This window comes from Mesorhizobium sp. M0954 (assembly GCF_040319155.1).
Lineage (GTDB): Bacteria > Pseudomonadota > Alphaproteobacteria > Rhizobiales > Rhizobiaceae > Mesorhizobium.
This window is the reverse complement of record NZ_JAMYNR010000009.1, coordinates 163,833-184,709: the sequence shown is the minus strand read 5'-3', so window position 1 is coordinate 184,709 and position 20,877 is coordinate 163,833. Positions and strand designations below refer to the sequence as shown.

Here is a 20,877-nt window from a genome sequence, read left to right as displayed (position 1 = left end):
GCCGGCGCGGACGCCGACTTTTCGAGAGGTTTTGGTGCCTAGTGGGACACGAAGCAATTGCCGCCGGCAGCCTTGTAGCTGGTGCACAGTTTGATCGCCTCGTTGCGAGACTGCGCCGGAACGCGGACGCGGTAGAAGGTGCCCTTGCCGGCGATCTCGGCCTTGACGATGTTGGCGGTGCGGCCGGAAAGCACGCTGCCGTAGCGGCGCTGCAGATCCTGGTAAGTCGCCTGGGCGCTTTCGACTGTCGGCTGCGAAGCGATCTGTATCGACCACGAACCAGCCCCGGCCGCGGCCGGATCGATGGAAGCAACCTGATCGGGCTTGACCTCGCCAACCACATCGACCGGTTGGTCGGACGGACGCTGCGGCGCCACCGGAACCGTGGCCGGGGTGCTGGCGGACTGCTTGCTGGCTGACGGCTTAGCTTCAGCCTTTGTGTCGGGCTTGGGCGCCGGCTGCAGCTTGGAGGTTTCGGCCTGATCGCCGCTCGCCTGGTCGCCACTCGGCTGGTCGCCAATCTTCGGATCACTTGTGATTTGGTCGATCAGGGGTACGGTGCCGGTCTGCGCGGCGGCGTCGGCCTGGGCCGACGGAGCGACGTGCTGCGGCGCCGGATCGGCCGGCTCGGCAGCAGCCATCTGCGGGGCGGCAGGCGCCGGATCCTCGCGCGCCACCAGCGAACCGTCAGGTTTCACGACCATGGTCCGTACCTTGCGCGGCGCAACGGCGACGATCTCGGGGGTTGCACCCTTCTCGGCCTCCTGCAGAACCTGCGCGATGCGATCCTCGGACTTGGGCGCCGGTGCGGCGGCGGTTTCGGTAGCGCCAGCCGCATTGGCGCCAAGCGCGCTGGAGTCAGACGCGTTAGTGCCGGGCGCATTGGTGCCAGACCCGTCGGTGTCGGACGCCGCGGTGCCGGGCGCGTCGATATCGTCTGCGGCATCGGGGTCATTGGGCGAAAGATCGACGACGCGGCTCTCCGGTTCGTCGGCCTTCAGGTCCACAGGCTCTTCGGTGTTGGTGACCAGCTTCTGCTGAACCGGCTCGGCGGGCTTGGCACCCTTGACCACAGCGTCATAAACCTTGTTGTCCTGGTTCGGCACGACGGTGCCGCCTGGATTTTCCGGCTTGATCTTGATCGGCCTGTTGTCGGCCTTGACGATGACCGGCGCATCGCCGCCACTCTTGCCGCCGAGGGTCAACGCAAAGGCCCCAAGGCCTCCGGCGATCGCCACGGCGCCGACCACCGCTCCTATCAGCAGCCCGCGCCTGCGCGGCTGCCTTTCGGCCTCGCGTTCAGCGAGGCCCGGAACCGACATCTCCTCGTCCAGTTCGGGATCGTAGTCGAGCTCATCGAAGGTGAAATCGTCGGCCTGCGAAACCGGCTGGCCGCCGGGCAATGGGCCCAGATCGAAACCGTCCGCTGCATCCGCATAGGAAGCGGCCGCCGCGCTGACGGGGGCTTCCGCAGGCTTGGCGCCATAGGCGCGCGTCTCGCTACGATCCTGCTTATAGCCAGACACGAAGCCGGCATCGTATTCATCGTCATAGCCAGCGCTGCGCACCGGGGCAGGCGCTATATCCGTGGCATTCATTTCGGTGAGAAGGCTGGCAAAATCGGCATCGAGATCGTCGTAGGCGGGCGCCACCGGCTCGTCATCGTCGAAGTTGAGCTCCGGAATGTCGAGATCGTCCGCCAGCGCCACGACGCGCTCGGGCACGTCGACCGTCTCGACATCGGGCATCTCGTCATAGGCGGAAGGCTGTTGATGCGAGCTTGGTGCAGCTTCCATGTAGGCGGGCCGATCTTCATAGGATGACCTATCTTCACGGGATGCCTGGCCTTCATAGGACGGCCTCTCTTCGACCGGTGCGGCCCGGTAGGACGGCGTTGCAGCCGGCTGCGGCGGTGGTGCCGGACGCGCCGAAGCTACCGGCTGGCTTGCAAAAGCGGGCTGAGGCTGTGCGACCGGCGTCACGCGGCTCCACGAGCGGGCCGGCTCGGGCGGCGTGGCGCGTGTCGTCAGCCAGTTCAGCGCATCGAGCGGGTCTTCTTCGGCAGCAGCTGCCGCACTCTTGTCGGCCGAGTCATGATCCAGGCCGATGTTCCTGGCGAAGTCGGCATCGAGCGCATCGCTGTCGAGATCATCCGCGGGTCCGGCAGCGGCTTCAACACCGAAATCCTCGCCTTCAAGCTCATCGAGGAGGACACTGCCAAGATCGGCGTCATCGGCGGCACTGGACTGCTGCGGCTCAGCGGGCTCGTGCTCGTCGAGTTCCCAATCCAGCTCGTCGACAGCATGCACCGGTTCGTTGGCGACGTCTTTGACCGCCGCCATTGGCTGTTCAGCGGCCACTGCTGGCTTCTGAACTACCGGCGCGATAGGCTGCTGAACAGCCATCACGGGCTTCTGGGCAGGCTGCGGGCTTGTCTGAGGTTCGTTGACCGCTTGTGCCGGCCGTGTGCTCATCGCACCGAGCAGCGCGTTCAGTTCGTCCTCCAGGCTGCGTTCCTCAGCCACTGGGGCCGTCGGGACGACAGCGGCCGGCGCCACTGGTTCGGCCGCAACCTGCGCCAGGGGCTCTTCGGCTTCCTCGGCAGGCGCATCGTCGAAGCTCAGATCGAAATCGTCGTCGAACGCCGCTTCAGCGGCCGTGCCGGAAAGCCGGGCGGCATCTGGCTCTTCGATCGACTGCTCTTCGATAAACTCTGGTTCTTCGATTTCGGCAGGCCCGTCCGAGCGAACGTCGAAGTCCATGTCGACATCGGCCATGGCATCATCGAAATGGCCGGCAAGATCCTCATCGGCCGAAACCGCCTCAACCGGCGATGCCGGGGCGGCGACGTTTTCCGCCGGCTCATGCTCGTCGAACATCAGCTCGTCTTCGAGCGAACTTGCCACGGCATCGTCGAACTCGTCATCGAACGCAGGCGCGGCCGCTTGCGCGGCGGTTTCAACGGCGACGGTCTGCTCCATCGGCTCATGCTTGTCGAACATCAGCTCGTCTTCTAGCGAGCTTGCAACGGCATCGTCGTACTCGTTGTCGAACGCAGGCGCGGCCGCTTGCGCGGCGGTTTCAACGGCGACGGTCTGCTCCATCGGCTCATGCTCTTCGAGCATCATCTCGTCTTCGAGCGAACTTGCCACGGCATTGTCGAACTCATCGTCGAAGGCGGGCTCGTCGACCGGCTCGATCGCCTCGGCTGCGGCCCTGGGTTCATCCTCACCGGTCACCGCGATCTTGGCCGTCACATCGTCGTCGTGCCGAAAATCCTGGTCGAGCGAGGCGGCAAGTTCGTCGTCACTCGAAAGGTCGTCCTCGAACGGCGGCACGTCTTCGAGCGAGCCGGCGACAGCGTTATCGAAATCGTCGTCGAGCTCCGACTCGACGGCGGGAGCGAACGCCCTTTCGGGGGCGGAGGCAATTTCGTCGGCGGCAACAGAAGTGGCTGCAACAGGAGCAGCATCATCCGCCGCACTGTCGTCGAACGCGAAATCCTGTTCGAACGAGGCAGCAAGCGCGTCCTCCATTTCGTCGGCGGCGGCCGGTTCGGGTGTCGGCTCGCGAAGCTTGGCAGGGGAAGCATTGTCATTGGCGTCGGCGCCGAATTCGCCCATCAACTCCTTCTCGAGATCGATCTCGAAATCGCCCTCGTCCACCGACGGTTCGGCGGCAGCGGTTTTCGGCTGTGCCGGCGTTTGCGGTTTGACCGGCTGGCGCGGGTCGAACCCCATGATCCTGGTCAGTTCCGCGAACGGATCATCGTTGGCGATGTCGTTGTGGTCGGCTGCTCTCAGCTGGGTTCTGTCTGCCATTATTGTTCCCGAACTCGCACTCATTCGGACGCCATGGACGTCGCGTAGGGTTGGCCCTTACCAGCGCAATGTGGGCAAAAGGTGACAGGTTTTTTACTCAAACCTAACGCATTTCGGTGGGCGCATTGGCTCCGATCAGCGTCAGGCCGGACGTCAAAACGTCCGAAACAGCCTGCACCAGCCCTAGTCTGGCATGCGTCAATTGTCGGTCGTTAACCTTAACAAAACGTAAGTCGGGATTATCGGTGCCCCGGTTCCAGTGTCCGTGGAAGCTGGAAGCGAGTTCGTAAAGGTAAAATGCCAGCCGGTGGGGCTCGAGCGCGAGCGCCGCGGCTTCGATCAGCCGAGGATATTCGGCGAGCTTCCTGATCAGGCCGATCTCGCCCTCGTCGGTCAGCAAAGCCACTTCGGCGGCCAGCTGGTTGCGGTCGAACATGGCCTCGCCCAATTGCTCGCTCGCCTGCCGGAACACCGAATGGCAGCGCGCCGAGGCGTACTGCACGTAGAACACCGGATTGTCCTTCGACTGCTCGGTCACCTTGGCGAAGTCGAAGTCGAGCGGCGCGTCGTTCTTGCGGTAGAGCATCATGAAGCGGATCGGGTCGCGGCCGACCTCCTCCACCACTTCGCGCAAGGTCACGAACTCGCCCGACCGCTTCGACATACGTACCGGCTCGCCGGCACGAAACAGCCTCACCAACTGGCAAAGCAGCACGGTAAGCTTGACCTCATCGCCGGCAATCGCCCGGGCAAGCGCTTCCAGCCGCTTCACGTAGCCGCCATGATCGGCGCCAAGCACATAGATCAGGTCGACGAAGCCGCGATCGACCTTGTCCTTGAGGTAGGCGACATCGGCGGCGAAATAGGTGAAGGTGCCGTCCGACTTGACCAGCGCCCGGTCCATGTCGTCGCCGACCGCGGTCGAACGGAACAGCGTCTGCTCGCGATCCTCCCAGTCGTCCGGCTTCTCGCCCTTGGGCGGCGGCAGCTTGCCCTTGTAGATGTGGCCCTTCAGCGTCAGGTCGCTGATCGCGGAGCGAATCTTCTTGGCATTGTTGGCATGCAATGTGCGCTCTGAGAAAAAGACGTCGTGATGCACGTTGAGCAGCGCCAGATCCTCACGGATCATCGCCATCATCGCATCGATCGTCCTGTCCTTGACGATGGCAAGCGCCTCTTCGTCCGGCATCTGCAGCAGGGAGCGGCCGAATTCGCTGGCCAGCGCCTGACCAACGGGGATCAGATAGTCGCCTGGATAAAGCCCGGCCGGAATGTCGCCGATCTCATCGCCGAGCGCTTCGCGGTAGCGCAGCATGACTGAGCGTCCGAGCACGTCGATCTGCGAACCGGCATCGTTGATGACGTATTCCTTGGTCACGTCGTAACCGGCGAAGGCCATCAGATTGGCCAGCGCGTCGCCGACTACGGCACCCCGGCAATGGCCGACATGCATCGGGCCGGTCGGGTTGGCCGAGACATATTCGACATTGGTTTTCTTGCCGCCGCCGATAATCGAGCGGCCATAGTTGCGGCCTTCGCCGAGCAGCGCCGTCAGATGCGCCTGCCAGAAGCCGTCCTTGAGCCTGAGATTGACGAAGCCCGGGCCGGCGATCTCGGCGGCCGCGATATCCTCGTCGGCGCGCAGCGCCTCGGCCAGCCTTTCGGCCAGCGCACGCGGGTTCTGGCCGGTCGGCTTGGCCAACACCATGGCTGCGTTGGTCGCGAGATCGCCATGGCTGGCATCGCGCGGCGGCTCGACGGCGATGCGCGACAGGTCCGGCGAGACGCCATCCTTGTCTTTCAAATCAAGCGCTTCGACGGCCTTTATGATTCGCGCGTTGAAATCGGCGAAGATGTTCATTGCTGTGGCTCTGACGGTTTTGCAGGGATCCGGCTCGTTGGCCGGCAAAATCGCGCCCGCCCTAGCTCAAATCCGGCGTATGGTCAAACAAACGCCTGTGTTCCTTGAGTGCATAAGTGTCCGTCATGCCGGCCAGGAAATCGGCAACACTGCGCGCCTTGACGCGGTCCTCTGCCCGGTCGAGCCCTTCGCGCCAGCCATCCGGCATAGCGCGCGGATCGGCGAAATAGACGTCGAACAGGTCCCTGACGATCTGGTCGGCATCGGCGCGCACCCGCATGACCTCCGCATGCCGGTAGAGGTGCTTGTAGAGAAAGGCCTTCAGCTCCTTTTCCAATACGGCCGTCTCGGCGGAGAAGCTCACCATCGGCTCGCCGGCCGCCCTTACCGCTTCGGCGCTGCCGGGCTTGATGCGCGCCAGATTGGCTGTCGTCGAGACGATCACGTCCTCGACCATGATAGTGATCTGCCGGCGCATCAGCTCGTGGCCGGTGCGTACGTCATCGAGCGCCGGATAGCGCTGACGCACGCCCTTGAGGATCGACCCCGGCAGCGAGACGCCCTCCAGCATATCCAGCGTCAACAGCCCTGCCCTCAAGCCGTCATCGATGTCGTGGGTGTTGTAGGCGATGTCGTCGGCAATCGCCGCGCACTGCGCCTCGATACCAGCGAAGCGGTCGAGCTCGAGGTCGTGCAGTTCGGAATAGTCGCGGATAGCCTGCGGCACCGGCCCCTTCAGCCCTTTCCCCTTGGCATCGGTCAGCGGGCCATTGTGCTTGACCAGCCCCTCCAGCGTTTCCCAGGTGAGGTTCAGTCCATCGAACTCGGCATAGCGCCGCTCCAGCCGCGTCACCACACGCAGCGACTGCGCATTGTGGTCGAAGCCGCCCCAGGCGGCCATCTTCTCGTTCAGCGCGTCCTCGCCGGTATGGCCGAAGGGCGTGTGGCCGAAGTCGTGCACCAGGGCGACCGCCTCGGCCAGGTCCTCGTCGCCGCGCAGCGCCCGCGCCAGAGCGCGTGCGATTTGCGCTACCTCGATCGAATGCGTCAGCCTCGTGCGGTAATGGTCGCCTTCGTGCGCGACGAACACTTGCGTCTTGTGCTTGAGCCGGCGGAACGCCGTCGAATGGATGATGCGGTCGCGGTCGCGCTGGAACGGCGTACGCGTCGGGCTTTCCACCTCGTCGAACAGCCGCCCGCGCGACTTCGCCGGGTCGCTGGCATAGGCCGCGCGCGGCCGATAGCCGAATCCGATGTCGCCCAACTCGTTGGTCATAGCGTATGCCGCAGTTGACTTGCCCCGTCGCGCTTCATACCTATCATACGAAACCGAAAGCAAGGTGACGCCCATGGGCGCTGATGCCAAGACCGCCATGAAAGTCGAGATGACCGACGCCGCCGCCAGGCGAATCGCCAAGATTGTGGCGAGCGAAGCCGGTAAGACGGCGCTGCGCGTTTCGGTCGAGGGCGGCGGCTGTTCCGGCTTCTCCTACAAGTTCGACCTGGTCGACAGGCGCAATGACGACGACGTCGCCATCGAAAAGGACGGCGCCACCGTGCTGATCGACGACCTGTCGCTGGTCTATATGGGCGGCTCGGTGATCGATTTCGTTGACGATCTGATGGGCCAGTCGTTCCAGATCAGAAACCCCAATGCGGTCGCCTCCTGCGGCTGCGGCACCAGCTTCTCGATCTAGAAATGCCCGACATCGGCGCGGTCCGTCAGGTCGCGCTTTCCGCCGGGCGCGACCTCGATGCGACGCTGGCGTTCTGGCGCGAAGTGCTCGGCATGAACCTGCATGCGCGTTTCGATCCGCCGGGCATCGCCTTTATCATGGCCGGTGACGTGCGCCTGCTTTTCACCGACGGCCTGCCCGCCGGCACCATCTATCTCGACATATCGGGCCTCGACGAGTTCCACGCTTCGGCAAGGGCCGCCGGTGTTCCCTTCACCGCGCCGCCGGCGCTCGTCCATCGCGACACCGAAGGCCTGTTCGGCCAGGCGGGGGAAAGCGAATGGATGGCCTTCCTAAAGGACCCGGCAGGCAATACGATCGGCCTTGTCGAACGTCATCCACCGGATAGCTAGTCTCCGGATCACCAGCCTATCGAGGCCGCCATGAAAATCGTCACCTGGAACATCAACGGCGTTCGCGCCCGCATCGGCAATTTGACCCATTGGCTGACGGAAAGCGCGCCCGACATCGCCTGCCTGCAGGAGATCAAGACGGTCGACGAGCAGTTTCCCCGCGCCGAGATCGAGGCGCTCGGCTACAATGTCGAGACTTACGGCCAAAAAGGCTTCAACGGCGTCGCCATCCTGTCGAAGCTGCGTTTCGACGAGGTCAATCGCGGCTTGCCGGGCGACGATGCCGACGAACAGGCGCGTTTTATCGAGGGCGTGTTCTCGACCGACAAGGGCGCCTTGCGCGTTGCCTCGATCTATCTGCCGAACGGCAACCCGATCGACGACGAGAAGAAGTTCTCCTACAAGCTTTCCTGGATGGCGCGACTTGAGCGCTGGGCCGAGGAGCGGCTTGCACTGGAAGAGCCGCTGGTTCTGGCCGGCGACTACAATGTCATTCCCGAGCCGATCGACGCGAAATATCCGGAAAACTGGCTAAGCGACGCGCTGTTCCAGCCCGCGACGCGGCAGGCGTTCCGGCGGCTGAAGAATCTCGGCTTCACCGAAGCCGTGCGTGCCGTCACCGACGCCCCGGACATTTTTACGTTCTGGGACTATCAGGCCGGCGCCTGGCAGAAGAACAACGGCATCCGCATCGACCACCTGCTTCTGTCGCCCGAAGCCGCCAACTGGTTTTCCTCGGCTTCGATCGAAAAACAGGTGCGCGCCTGGGAAAAACCCTCCGACCACGTGCCGGTGGCGATCGATCTGGCGCTGCAGCCGGCCTGACCGGAGCTGCTGTCCGGCGGCACATTGATAAGTTGACCTCTTATCGCCACAAATCGCGCGCTTGATGAGAAATCATCATGGTGGCTGGGGTTCCCATGACTACTCGATTTGCACTCTGCCCGATCGGCTGCGCGCTTGCGATGGCGGTGGCGACGCCGGCTTTTGCCGATGCAGAGTGCCTGGCTAACGGCAAATCATTCCAGATCGGCCGGGTCGCCTGCCTGACGCTTGCCGGCCAAAGCTACCTCGCCCGTTGCGAGATGGTGCTCAACAACACGTCCTGGACAAAGCAGCGGGATGGCTGCCCGGAGAACACGCTGGCCCCACATCTGCAGGGCACGCCGATCTCAACACCGGCGCCCAGCGGCATGCCGGCGGAACCGACCGAGAATTGATTTCAAAACGGAATTTCTGCCGGCCTACTGGTCGCCGCCACCCTTGGTGAGGATGTCGTCGGCCAGCGAGATCGCGGTGCGGCGATCGGCTTCGCCGGCGGCTGCAAACGCTTCTTCCTGCATGCCGCGGATCCATGGCTGGTCGGCAGGTGAGGCCCGTTCGAGCGCCGCGGTCATCATCGCCAGCCCCCGCACGATCTTGCCGCTTTGGAAAAGCAGGTTGCCGAGCGTCGCCTGCGCGCCCGCATGGCCCTTTTCGGCCGCCAGCTGGAACCAGCGTCCGGCCTGCTTGACGCTGGCCTTGACGCCGCCCTCACCCTTGAGGAACATCTGGCCCATCTCGAACTGGGCGTTCGGATTGCGGTAGTTGGCAGCGGCACGCATGTAATATTCCTGGGCCGCCACCTCGTTCTCCTCGACGGGGCTGCCGGGAATGCCCTTCCTCAGATAGTCGCCAAGCGCCACCAGCGCGTCCGAAACATAGCTTTCCTCGGGCGAACCGGGCTCGACATCCTGGTCGACGATCTCGCTGAAGAACTTGAACGCCGCGTAGTCGTCTCGCGCCACGCCATCGCCTTCGGCATACATGCGCGCAAGCTTCCAGGTGGCGCCGATCTGGCCGTTCTCCGCGGCATATTTATAGGCTTCCGCGGCCTGCTCCTTATGGCCGTTCTTGTAGGCGGAAAAGCCAAACTGGAACACCGCCCACGGGCTCGACTGCGGCTTCACGCCGGTCTTGTCGTCGAACACCTTGTCGTCGAAGGCCATGGCCTGGCCGACGGCGCCCAAGGTCGCGCCAAACGTGGCGAGCGCAACCAGTGCCGAAAGGACAGACGACCTCAACAACTCAGATGTCCGCATAGCAGTGTGTTTCTTTGGCACCGCCGGGATGGGTGACTGCGCCGTCGCGGGCAGATCCGACCGTCTGTGCGTATTTCCAGATCGCGCCCGACTGATAGTCGGTCGTGCGCGCCTTCCATGCTTTTGCCCTCGCTGCCAGTTCGGCTTTGGACAATGCAACCTCGATCGTGCCGTTCACCGCATCGATCGAGATCAAGTCGCCATCCCTAAGCAGCCCGATCGGGCCGCCGACAGCCGCTTCCGGCCCGACATGGCCGATGCAGAAACCGCGCGTTGCGCCCGAAAAACGCCCGTCGGTGATGAGCGCCACCTTGCCGCCCATGCCCTGGCCGTAGAGAGCCGCCGTCGTCGACAGCATTTCGCGCATGCCCGGGCCGCCGCGCGGACCCTCGTAACGGATGACGAGAACCTCGCCTTCGCTATAGTTACGGTGCGTAACAGCCTCGAAACATTCCTCTTCCGAATCGAAGCAGCGTGCCGGACCCGAGAATTTGAGTTCCGCCATGCCTGCGACCTTCACGATCGCGCCTTCGGGGGCAAGGTTACCCTTCAAGCCCACGACCCCGCCGGTCTGGGTAATCGGCCTATTGGCGGGACGGACCACATCCTGGCTGTCATTCCAGGAAACATGTTCCATATTTTCGGCCAAAGTGCGGCCGGTCACCGTCAGGCAATCGCCATGAAGATAGCCATGGTCGAGCAGCGTCTTCATCAAGAGCGGAATGCCGCCGGCCTCGAACATGTCCTTGGCGACGTATTTGCCGCCCGGCTTGAGGTCGGCGATGTAGGGTGTTTTCTCGAATATCTTGGCCACGTCGAAAAGATCGAACTTTATCCCGGCCTCGTGCGCGATCGCCGGCAGATGCAGCGCCGCGTTGGTCGAGCCGCCGGTGGCCGAAACCACGGTCGCGGCATTTTCCAACGCTTCTATAGTAACGATGTCGCGCGGGCGGATGTTCCTTGCGATCAGCTCCATGATCTTTTCGCCGGAAGCGAAATTGAAGCGGTCGCGCATCTCGTAGGGTGCCGGCGCGCCGCAGGAATAGGGCAGCGCCAGGCCGATCGCCTCAGCGACGGTGGCCATGGTATTGGCGGTGAACTGGGCGCCGCAGGAGCCGGCCGACGGACAGGCGGCTTGCTCGATCTCGAGCAGCTCGGCGTCGCCGATCGTGCCGACCGAATGCTGGCCGACCGCCTCGAAGACGTCCTGCACGGTGATCTGCCGGCCACGGTAGCTGCCGGGCAGTATCGAGCCGCCATAGATGAAGATCGACGGTACGTTGAGGCGCACCATGGCCATCATCATGCCGGGCAGCGACTTGTCGCAACCGGCCAATCCAACCAGCGCATCGTAGCAATGGCCGCGTATGGTGAGCTCGACCGAGTCGGCGATGACCTCGCGCGACACCAGCGACGACTTCATGCCCTGATGACCCATGGCGATGCCGTCGGTGACGGTGATGGTGCAGAATTCGCGTGGCGTGCCGTTGGCGGCCGCCACGCCCTTCTTGACCACTTGCGCCTGGCGCATCAGCGAGATGTTGCAGGGCGCGGCCTCGTTCCAGCAGCTGGCGACACCGACCAGAGGCTGCGCGATCTCGGCCGCCGACAGCCCCATAGCATAAAGGTAGGAGCGATGCGGCGCCCGCTCGGGACCAACGGTCACGTGGCGGCTCGGCAGCTTGGCCTTGGAGATCGCTCTGGCGTCCATACTCGTCCTTGCCGCGGGCGGTGCGGCCTGCCTCTTCGCCTAGCCTTTTGGCGCATGTCCCGAGACAGGTTCGAGGTGCGCCGGGTTTATGGCGGGAAATAGGCAATGTTCCCGGGCGGCCGGGCGACGCGAGGGTTGTTCAGAAACTGTTGCCAAAACGTCACAATTACAGAAGCGAACATCATGGGGACAATTGTTGCGCCGGCCGAATGCCGGACGCCACGCATCCAACCAACGGCCGGGCAGTGCCCGGCCGTTTTGTCGTTTAAAATTTAATAGTTAGAACTTGATCTTGACGGAAGCCGAACCAGCGAGAAGCAGGTCGTTGCCGTAGGTATAGGTAACGGCATTTGCCACGTCGCCGACACCGCTGAAAGTCGATGACCCGCTCGTCAGCACACCGATCGAGCCGCCGAGCCTGACCTCGATCTGGTCGTTCGGCGAATAGGAGACGCCGCTGGCAACGGCCCAGGTATCCGACTGATAGCCGGAGGTCGTCGAGGTGCCGCGATCCCAGGTCAGCGAAACCACGCCCGACAATTGATCGGTGAACTTGTGCCCGATACCGCCCGTGACCGTCCAGCCGTCGCGATACAGCAGGTCGAATGAAACGGGCGAGGGCAAACCGGTTACCGGACTGCGCACGCCATTGATGGCAATGACGCCAAGCTTGCTCCACTCCTGCCAGCGGATGGAACCAAAGGCCAGCCAGCCAGGAGCTATGCCGCTCTGCAGCTTGAATTCCAGAGCCTGAGGTATCTCAGCTGACGCCGAGACTGGGTACACGCCGGTAGAGCCGGGAATCAGATCCGGAAAGGCGCCCCTGAAGCCGGTCGTGTCGACGGTTCCCGACAGCCCGTCATATTTGTAGCTTGAAGAGTACATCAGGCTGGCGCGCAGGGCGATCTCGGGGATCTCATAGGCTGCGCCCGCACGCCAACCCCATGCCTCGTCCGATAGCTTGAATACGCCGAGGCCGGTATTGCCGAAGGCGAGCAGTGTCTGGCGGGACAGAAACGCGTCGACCTGCTGGTAGGAGACACCGCCGATGAATCGTATGGCGCCCTTGCCGACGTTCACCTTGTAAGAGCAGGTGAGACCGAAATCGTCTGTGTCGACGGCGTATTTGACCGCTGTCGGCGAATAGGCGTTGTTCATGCCGAAATTCGCGTCCGCACCATACGGTCTCGTATAGGTGGCAAGACAGTCTACGGGCTCAAAGATGTTGGCTTTGATGCCGACATGCGGCACCGCATAGTCGCCACCAACATCCACCGCCGATGTCGACAATCCCGAGCCATCGAGACGCTGCACATTCTTGAGTTTGCGCTGTGGCGAAACATAGGTGACGCCTGCGTCGAACGAATATGGCGCCGCGTCGAACAGCTGGTCGATATTGACGCCGCCCCGGTCAAAGCCCCCGGCTTGCACCGTCCCAGCCAAAGCCAGCGAAAAAGCCCACGCGCCCAGCAGCACTTTCAGACGCGAATAACACATGAATCTCCTCCCCGAAATATCCTTGCATCAAGCTAGAACCAATTCAGGTTAACGGCGCAACAACGGAATTCGCCGTGCGTACATGTACACCTTGGCTGAACGCATTTCCGACAAGGTGTCGGCCTTGTTACCGAGGCGGGGAAAATGGCCGCCACAATACAGATCGACGAGAAAACTCGGGAAAACCCCCTAAATCACTACAGAACAGGGCATTTCGCGTGCCCAGTCAGCCATTGTTACATTATGGCAACGATGGGGCAAAAACATTCAGTTTGCCTCACGATTTACGCTGCGGAATGCCTCTTTTCGTGGCAGGCGGCCTGTCTGGAAGGCAGATTCGTGACCGGCGAATCTATTGCGGCCAGCAGGCCCAATTTGTTTGATCAGCCGGCCCAATCTGTTCGATCAACCGGCCCAATCTGGTTCGATCAACTGGCATCGCGCACCCGCGCCAATGCCACCGAAAGCTTCTCTTGCGCCTCGCGATATTCGGCGAGTTTTTCACGCTCGGCCTCCACCACCTCTTCCGGCGCGTTGGCGACGAATTTCTCGTTGGACAGCTTCTTGTAGAGCCGCGCTATTTCCTCGGTCACCTTCGCAAGCTCCTTGTGCAGGCGCGCTGCCTCGGCGGCAAGGTCGATCAGGCTGCCGAGCGGCAGGCAGATCGTCGCCTCGTTGACCACGATCTGGGCGGATCCCCTCGGTGGCGCCTCGGCGAGCGAGATGTCGCCGACCCGCGCCAGACGCTTGATAGCCGAGCCCTGACGCTCGAGCCTTTCGTGTGTCGCGTCGTTGGCGCCGATCACCACGAGCGGTGCGATAGCCGCCGGCGGCACGTTCATCTCCGAACGCACCGAGCGGATGCCGGAGACAAGGTCGACCAGCCAGTTGATATCGGCGGCGGCCGCCTCGTCCTCGAAGTCGGGCGACGGCCATGCCGCATGACAAAGCAGCGATTGCCGTTGCCTGCCCTCGCCGGCGGTTTCGGCCCACAGTTCCTCGGTCATGAACGGCATCATCGGATGCAGCAGCTTGTAGATCTCGTCGAGTACGAAGGCGACGCATGCCCTGCTCTCGGCCTTGGCGGCCTCGTCGGTGCCCATGAACACCGGCTTCAGCAGTTCCAGGTACCAGTCGCAGAACTGGTTCCAGACGAACCGGTAGGCGGCACCCGCCGCCTCGTTGAAGCGGTATGAGGTGATACCGTCCGTTATGTCCCGCGCGGCTCGCGTCAGCTCCGTCAAGATCCAGCGGTTGACCGCCAGCTTGGCGTCCTGCAGCCAGAAATCGTCGTCGCGCGCCACTTCGTTCATCTCGGCGAAGCGCGTCGCGTTCCACAGCTTGGTGCCGAAATTGCGATAACCGGCAATGCGGGCCGGATCGAGCTTAACATCGCGGCCTTGCGCTGCCATCACAGTCAAGGTGAAGCGCAGCGCATCGGCGCCGTATTCGTCGATGAGCTCGAGCGGATCGATGACGTTGCCTTTCGACTTCGACATCTTCTGCCCGTTCTTGTCACGAACCAGCGCGTGGACATAGACCGTATGGAACGGCTCCTGGTCCATAAAATGCAGGCCCATCATCATCATGCGGGCGACCCAGAAGAAGATGATGTCGAAACCGGTCACCAGCACGTCGGTCGGGTAATAGGTCTTCAGCTCCGGCGTCTGGTCCGGCCAGCCAAGCGTCGAGAACGGCCACAGCGCCGACGAGAACCATGTGTCGAGCACGTCCTCGTCGCGGGTCAGGATCTCGCCAGGCTGGAAATTCTCAAGCTTGTCCTCGACCCAGGCCTTCCACGGCCCTTCCAGCGCCAGATAGTATTCGACGGCGGCACCGAGCGCCTCTTCCTCGGTCTTTTCGACAAAGACATGCCCGTCCGGCCCGTACCAGGCCGGGATCTGGTGGCCCCACCAGAGCTGGCGCGAAATGCACCAGGGCTGGATGTTTTCCATCCAGTCGAAATAGGTCTTTTCCCAGTTTTTGGGCACGAAATTGGTACGGCCCTCGCGCACCGAGGCGATCGCCGGCTTGGCCAGTTCCGCCGCATTGACATACCACTGGTCGGTCAGAAACGGCTCGATCGGCACGCCGCCGCGGTCGCCGTGCGGCACCGTGTGGCGATGCGGCTCGACCTTCTCGAGAAAGCCGCCCGCCTGCATCAGCTCGACGATCTTCTTGCGCGCATCGAAACGGTCGAGGCCGTCGAGGCTGTCCCAGACGGCCTGGCGCTCCGGCGTCACTTCCAGTCCGGCGAGAAAGTCCTCATTGTCCTTGAGGCTCACCGCCGCATTGACGGTGAGGATGTTGACCGCCGGCAGCCGGTGGCGCTTGCCGACCTCGAAATCATTGAAGTCATGCGCCGGCGTGATCTTGACCGCACCACTGCCTTTTTCGGGATCGGAATACTCGTCCGCCACCACCGGGATCCTGCGGCCGACGATCGGCAGGATGAGGTTCTTGCCGACGAGATGCCGGAAACGTTCGTCGTCGGGGTGGACGGCGACAGCCGTATCACCCAGCATCGTCTCCGGGCGGGTCGTCGCAACGGTGATGAAGGTCTTCGGATTTTCCGGATCGAAGGTCATGCCTTCGACCGGATAGCGGAAGTGCCAGAGGTTGCCGTTGACTTCCTGCTGCTCGACCTCGAGATCCGAGATGGCGGTCAACAGCTTCGGGTCCCAATTCACAAGGCGCTTGTCCTTGTAGATCAGCCCTTCCTTGTAGAGCGTCACGAACACTTCGAGCACGGCCTTGGACAGGCCCTCGTCCATGGTGAAGCGCTCCCGGCTCCAGTCGGCCGAGGCCCCGAGCCGCTTCAGCTGGTTGAGGATGGCGCCGCCGGATTCTGCCTTCCATTCCCACACCTTGTCGATGAACTCATCGCGCGTCAGGTCGCGGCGGTGAATCTGCTTTTCTATAAGCTGGCGCTCGACCACCATCTGCGTGGCGATGCCGGCATGGTCCATCCCCGGCTGCCACAGCACGTTCTTGCCGCGCATGCGCTCGAAGCGCACCAGAATGTCCTGCAGCGTGTTGTTGAGCGCATGACCCATATGCAGCGAGCCGGTGACGTTCGGCGGCGGGATGACGATGGTGAAGGCTTCAGCCCCCTCCTCGGCCCCGGCACCGGCCCGAAACGCGTCGGCCTCTTCCCAGATCCTGGCAATCTTCGGCTCGACGGCTTTGGCGTCGTAGGTCTTTTCGAGCATGGGAAAACGGTCCGCGCTGTCCGGAATTTGTGGTCCGGTGTAAATCGGAAGGTTGTTGCCAAGTCAACCGCAAGGGCGGCATGGCCAATAGATAGCGCCGGGATGGTTCGGTGCAACTCGCGGGACTGAATGTTGCAAGGCAATCGCTTCAGGTTTGCGCTGACTGTGCGAATGCCGCTGCCGGGCATTTCTCCCCGTATAGTGACGGGGAGAAAAACGCCTGCACTGAAGCTTTCGCCAGTCACGAACGTTGCGGAAAAGGCGCCTAAATTGCGGTCAACCCCTTCTCCCCGTCACTATACGGGGAGAAGGTGCCGGCAGGCGGATGAGGGGCAGCGCCGACTTCGACAATTCGCCGGTCCAGCGCCGCCCATTGGCGGCTCTCCGAATTGCTACTGCGCGCCGCGCGCGACGCGCTCGATTTCCTCGCGCACCAGCCGCTCGACCAGCGTCGGCAGGTTGTTGTCCAGCCAGTCCTGCAGCATCGGCCGCAGCATCTCCTCGGCCATCTCGTCGAAGGTCTTCTTGCTGCGGCTGGCAAACGCGTCTGAAAGCTCACCGAAGGCGGCGGCAACCTGCCGGCCCGTATGCTCCGAAAGGATCGCTGGCCGAAGGGACGGCGCCTCGCTGGCCGCCGGACGCGCCAATCCGATTCTAGAAGATTCCGGGCCGATTTTAGAACGTTCCGGGCCGCTTTCCGAAGGCTCCGGCCCAATTTCCGAAGGCTCCGGCACAGGTTCAGCAGTCGCCTCGTTCTCGAAAACCTCGGCTTTCGGCTCGGCGTCCGGCGTCCGGCGTGGCTCGGCGCGCTCCGGCTTGGCCATCGCGTCGCCGACCGCCGCGATCTCGCGCCGCCAATCGGCGATGATGGTGTCGGTCGTCTCGGCAGCCTTGGCTGTCGCAGGCCGATCCGGCTTTGCGGGAGCGGTGTTCACCTCAGCCAGCGTCACCGCTGCCTTTTCCGGGCCGGCGCGCAGCGGCGTTTCCAGGGGCTCAATGACCGGCGCGGCCGTTGGCTGCACCTCGGCGCGCGTGGCCGGCTTGGCGATCTCCAGTCCGCCGCGCAGTTCGGAGCGGAACGCATCCCCCTCCGCTGCCAGTCCGGCTGCCGGCGCCGGTTGCAGATCCTGGCGCAGCTCGTCGGCGTCGCCCGGCTGCTTGCGGCCGGTATCGCTGTCCTCGATGATCCTTCTGATGGAAGCTAGTATTTCTTCCATGGAAGGTTCGCGCTGTACGCTGCTTGCCGTCGCCATCGTCACATCCGCCGCCCTTGTGACTCGTTCTCAGATTTCCTGTCCGGCAATGCCGGATTCGAATCATGGCAACAGCGTAACCGACGGAACGGCTTGCGAGAATCCCCAATCTGGCGACATCTCGGATTTCAACAGATTAGGGTCGGGAGTTGAAAGCCCGCGCGTCGTTCGAGCGCGGGCTGAAAACACGGCCTGGCGATCAGCGGCCGTCCGGCGTGCGCAGACCGATCCACTTGTCCTTGACGGCGTTGTAATGCTCTTCGGGCCTGTACTTCGTCACGTTGAGCGCAAGGCGGTCTGCCGACAAATGGCCAACCGCCGAGAGGATGGCATAGCTCGCCACCACCACGTCGCGTTCGGCGCTGACAAGATTGATCTTGGCGGTGATGAGGGTCGCCTGCGCGTTGAGCACGTCGAGCGTGGTGCGCTGGCCGACATTGCGCTCTTCGATGACGCCGTTCAGGGCAAGCTGCGCGGCGGCGACCACCTGCCGGTTGGCCGTGACGCTTTGCTGCGCGGCGGTGTATTGCGACCATGCCGAGGTAACGGCCTGGCGCACCTGGTCGCGACTCACGTCGACTTCGATCCGCGCCTGGCTGAGCGATTCCTTGTTCTGGCGCACGGTCGCCGAGGTCCGTCCGCCGGAATAGATCGGCACGGTCAGTGTCGCGCCGATGTTCGCCGACGTCCTTGTGCCATCCTGCGATGCCCCAAGAACGCCCGGAACCGTGTTGCGATAGTCGCCGGAAACGCCGGCGCTAGCCGAAAGCTGCGGCAGCAGCGCGCCTTCGGCCGATTTAACCGAAAACGCCGCCGCGTCGACCAGGTGCTCGGTGGCGAGGATGGCCGGATGTTCGGCCGATGCGATCGCGATCGCTGCATCGAGGCTCGACGGCAACAGCTTCGACAGCGGCGAAGCCGGCCTGAGACGGCCGGGCTCATCGCCGACGATCTGGCGATAGGTCGCGGCACTTGCCAGCGCCGTGGCGCGGGCGGCGCTCAACTGCGCCACCGCGGAGGCACGCTGCGCGTCGGCTTGCGCGACGTCGGTGCGGGTACCTTCGCCGACCTCGAAGCGCGAACGCGCCGCACGCGCCTGCTCGGTCAGGAATTGCAGGTTCTGTTCGGTCAGCACCGCGATCTGGCGGTCGCGGATGACGTCCATATAGGCACTTGCCGCGTTGAAAAGGGTGTTTTCTTCGGTGTTGCGCAGGCTCTCGACCGAGGCGCTGACCCGCGCTTCGGCGGCCGCGACGTTGTTCCTGGTCTGAAAGCCGTCGAACAGGGTTTGATTGATCTGGACGCCAAAGTTGCCGGTAGTTATGCGCGCGGTTCGACTAGTACCATTGATATGGGTGCTGGTGTAGTCGATGTCCGCGGAACCGGTGATGGTCGGGCGCCAGCCGGACTTTGCGATTGCAACGCCCTCGTCGGTGACGCGAACGCCGGCGCGTGTCGAATTAAGCGAGGAATTGTTCTGATAGGCTTTTGAAAGGGCCCCGAGAATGGTTTCGGCCGAGGCGGCCATTGGAGAAAGCGCGGTCGCCGAAACGAGGACAGCGGTAAAAAGCAACTTGCGTACAGACGGCACGTTATATTCCCTCATTCGTTTTGCACGGGAACTGCGCCACGCTGGCTTCTCCTTCTGATCAGCCGGCGCCGCGTTTTTTATCGTTCCCCCGCTGAAAGCCCCCAAGAAACACCCGGTTATGCAGATCAGCAACGATTGTTCAAACGCAAGCGATCATGACAGCGCCTTCGCTGCAAGGCAAAATCACTCAGAATTCGAAGGCGGGAATGCGTTCGAATCCCGGTAGTGGCTTAATTGCCGCATTAAATGCGCGTCTTCCCGTTACAACCCCTCCAGTCTTAAAAAAAAGCCGGGCTACGCCCGAATTGCCCTGCCCCTCCACGGCGACGAGTCGGCCGCCTTCGGCAAGCTGGTCGAACAGCGCCGCCGGCACCTCGCCGACGCTGCCGCCGATCAGGATGACGTCGTAAGGCGCCTTATCTGCGTGGCCTTGCGGCAGCGGCCCCTGGACCACGGTGACATTGCCGCAACCGAGTGCCGCAAGCGTCGAAGTGGCGGTCTCGGCCAGCGCCGCATCGCTTTCCAGCGCGACCACGGACCTTGCCAGCCGCGACAGGATCGCCGCCGCATAGCCGGTGCCGCAGCCGACATCGAGTGCCGAATCGCTTGGGCCGATATCGGCCAGCTGCATCAGCTTGGCCAATGGCGACGGTTCCATCAGATAGCGCGGGCCATCGGCCGTATCGGCAATGCGGATGTCCTCGTCGATATAGGCAAGATCGCGCTGGCCGGGGGCAACAAAGGCCTCGCGCGGCACCACAAGCATCGCCTCGAGCAACGGCGCGCTGGTCACGTCGGTGGTGCGGATCTGGCCGTCGACCATCTTCACCCGGCGTTCGGCAAAATCAGCGCTCATGTTCCAACCATCCGCTTGCCGCGCAAAGGCCGCGGCTGTTTCGACCGGAACTGAAGCCCCCTGGCGCTGACGCGCGGGAGCTCGGGCATTGGAGGCCTCGCCCGGAATCGAACCGGGGTGCAAGGATTTGCAGTCCTCTGCGTAACCACTCCGCCACGAGGCCTCATTGCTCCCGGCGTTCCACCCGGCTCCAATAGGTTGCGGCGAAAATGCCGTCAAGCGGCCACCATGCATTCCCAACGGTTCTTCCGACATCGAGGCACTGCTTATCAACGCAACGCCATGCTAGCAATAACATATTAGCTGATCGTTAAGCATGATTCTCGGCGACGGGAACCCGAACCCGGCGGCCACGTTGGGCAGAAAGGAGGCTCCGCCATGGCTCAAGCAGCGACGAAAGACCGGACACCGCGCGGATTGTCGCAGCCTGCAGAGCTTGTGCGCTATGCCATCGACCGCCTCAGCATAGAAGGCGCAAACAGCCTGCCGCCGCGCGACCGGGCGCGGCTGGCATCGGCTACCGCCGTTCTCAAGGAGCTTTGCGAGCGCCTGGAAAGCTGTTTCGACCAGCCTCGGTGAGGCCTGGACGGACCACGCCGCTCTCAAACAATTGCCGGATACCGGCCTGTCAGCAGGGCAGTCTCAATCCGGCCGGCGCCGTCGCTCCCACCAGACGACGAAGCGGCGCCGGTGACGGCGCACCAATGCGAATTCGTAGGAGAGCACCAGCAATCCGATCGGCACCATCCAGAAACCCAGGATCGGCAGGAAGCCGAGAATGCCGCCGATGATCAGCACGACGCCGATCGCAATCCTGAGGCCGCGCGAGCGCGGCATGGTGAACTGGCGGCCGAAGACCGAGATTTTCCGGGCCGGTGGCTGTTCGTCGCTCATTGCCGTCATGT

Annotated in this window: 16 protein-coding genes and 1 tRNA gene; 5 read left to right on the top strand and 12 right to left on the bottom strand. The window is 63.2% G+C overall.

Features of this window, described 5'->3' with window-relative positions:
• Positions 1-38: 38 nt before the first annotated feature.
• The 3 genes from NKH93_RS14980 to NKH93_RS14970 all read right to left on the bottom strand — a co-directional run bounded on the left by NKH93_RS14980 (position 39) and on the right by NKH93_RS14970 (position 6,958).
• Entirely contained in the window at positions 39-3,821 is a 3,783-nt protein-coding gene (locus NKH93_RS14980; protein WP_352970749.1) for an SPOR domain-containing protein, read from the bottom strand.
• 103 nt (positions 3,822-3,924) lie between these two features.
• Positions 3,925-5,682 (bottom strand): arginine--tRNA ligase, encoded by a 1,758-nt coding sequence (gene argS, locus NKH93_RS14975; RefSeq protein WP_352970747.1) that lies wholly within the window; start codon positions 5,680-5,682, stop codon positions 3,925-3,927.
• 61 nt (positions 5,683-5,743) lie between these two features.
• Positions 5,744-6,958, bottom strand: coding sequence for a deoxyguanosinetriphosphate triphosphohydrolase (locus tag NKH93_RS14970; protein ID WP_352454504.1), 1,215 nt, complete (start codon positions 6,956-6,958; stop codon positions 5,744-5,746).
• 73 nt (positions 6,959-7,031) lie between these two features.
• On the opposite strand from NKH93_RS14970, the gene erpA reads away from it, so the two are divergent.
• From erpA to NKH93_RS14950, 4 genes are all read left to right on the top strand, one after another.
• Entirely contained in the window at positions 7,032-7,379 is a 348-nt protein-coding gene (erpA, locus tag NKH93_RS14965) for an iron-sulfur cluster insertion protein ErpA (RefSeq protein WP_254818314.1), read from the top strand.
• 2 nt (positions 7,380-7,381) lie between these two features.
• A complete protein-coding gene (locus tag NKH93_RS14960) occupies positions 7,382-7,771 on the top strand; it encodes a VOC family protein (RefSeq protein WP_352970745.1) in 390 nt (129 codons plus the stop codon).
• 30 nt (positions 7,772-7,801) lie between these two features.
• Positions 7,802-8,596: an exodeoxyribonuclease III gene (gene xth / locus NKH93_RS14955; protein ID WP_023678937.1), complete on the top strand. Its 795-nt coding sequence runs from the start codon at positions 7,802-7,804 to the stop codon at positions 8,594-8,596.
• Between the two features lie 77 nt (positions 8,597-8,673).
• Positions 8,674-8,991 (top strand): hypothetical protein, encoded by a 318-nt coding sequence (locus NKH93_RS14950; protein WP_352454507.1) that lies wholly within the window; start codon positions 8,674-8,676, stop codon positions 8,989-8,991.
• A 24-nt stretch (positions 8,992-9,015) separates the two neighbouring features.
• Here the strand turns inward: NKH93_RS14950 and NKH93_RS14945 are convergent, their stop codons facing one another.
• From NKH93_RS14945 to NKH93_RS14910, 8 genes are all read right to left on the bottom strand, one after another.
• Entirely contained in the window at positions 9,016-9,852 is an 837-nt protein-coding gene (locus NKH93_RS14945) for a tetratricopeptide repeat protein (protein WP_023678939.1), read from the bottom strand.
• Positions 9,839-11,563, bottom strand: a complete 1,725-nt coding sequence (ilvD, locus tag NKH93_RS14940; protein ID WP_352970743.1) for a dihydroxy-acid dehydratase — start codon at positions 11,561-11,563, stop codon at positions 9,839-9,841. Before ilvD ends, NKH93_RS14945 begins: the two co-directional genes overlap by 14 nt.
• Before the next feature lie 279 nt (positions 11,564-11,842).
• Positions 11,843-13,060, bottom strand: coding sequence for an OmpP1/FadL family transporter (locus NKH93_RS14935; protein WP_352970741.1), 1,218 nt, complete (start codon positions 13,058-13,060; stop codon positions 11,843-11,845).
• 428 nt (positions 13,061-13,488) lie between these two features.
• Entirely contained in the window at positions 13,489-16,272 is a 2,784-nt protein-coding gene (locus tag NKH93_RS14930; RefSeq protein ID WP_352970738.1) for a valine--tRNA ligase, read from the bottom strand.
• Between the two features lie 392 nt (positions 16,273-16,664).
• Positions 16,665-17,525: a DUF2497 domain-containing protein gene (locus NKH93_RS14925; RefSeq protein WP_352831518.1), complete on the bottom strand. Its 861-nt coding sequence runs from the start codon at positions 17,523-17,525 to the stop codon at positions 16,665-16,667.
• 199 nt (positions 17,526-17,724) lie between these two features.
• Positions 17,725-19,116: a TolC family outer membrane protein gene (locus NKH93_RS14920; RefSeq protein WP_023676398.1), complete on the bottom strand. Its 1,392-nt coding sequence runs from the start codon at positions 19,114-19,116 to the stop codon at positions 17,725-17,727.
• 187 nt (positions 19,117-19,303) lie between these two features.
• A complete protein-coding gene (locus NKH93_RS14915; RefSeq protein WP_352500882.1) occupies positions 19,304-19,972 on the bottom strand; it encodes a protein-L-isoaspartate O-methyltransferase family protein in 669 nt (222 codons plus the stop codon).
• 89 nt (positions 19,973-20,061) lie between these two features.
• A tRNA-Cys gene (locus NKH93_RS14910) sits at positions 20,062-20,135 on the bottom strand.
• A gap of 215 nt (positions 20,136-20,350) precedes the next feature.
• On the opposite strand from NKH93_RS14910, the gene NKH93_RS14905 reads away from it, so the two are divergent.
• A complete protein-coding gene (locus NKH93_RS14905) occupies positions 20,351-20,551 on the top strand; it encodes a hypothetical protein (RefSeq protein ID WP_352970736.1) in 201 nt (66 codons plus the stop codon).
• Positions 20,552-20,614: 63 nt separating this feature from the next.
• Here the strand turns inward: NKH93_RS14905 and NKH93_RS14900 are convergent, their stop codons facing one another.
• Positions 20,615-20,875, bottom strand: a complete 261-nt coding sequence (locus NKH93_RS14900; RefSeq protein ID WP_023676401.1) for a hypothetical protein — start codon at positions 20,873-20,875, stop codon at positions 20,615-20,617.
• Positions 20,876-20,877: the final 2 nt, after the last annotated feature.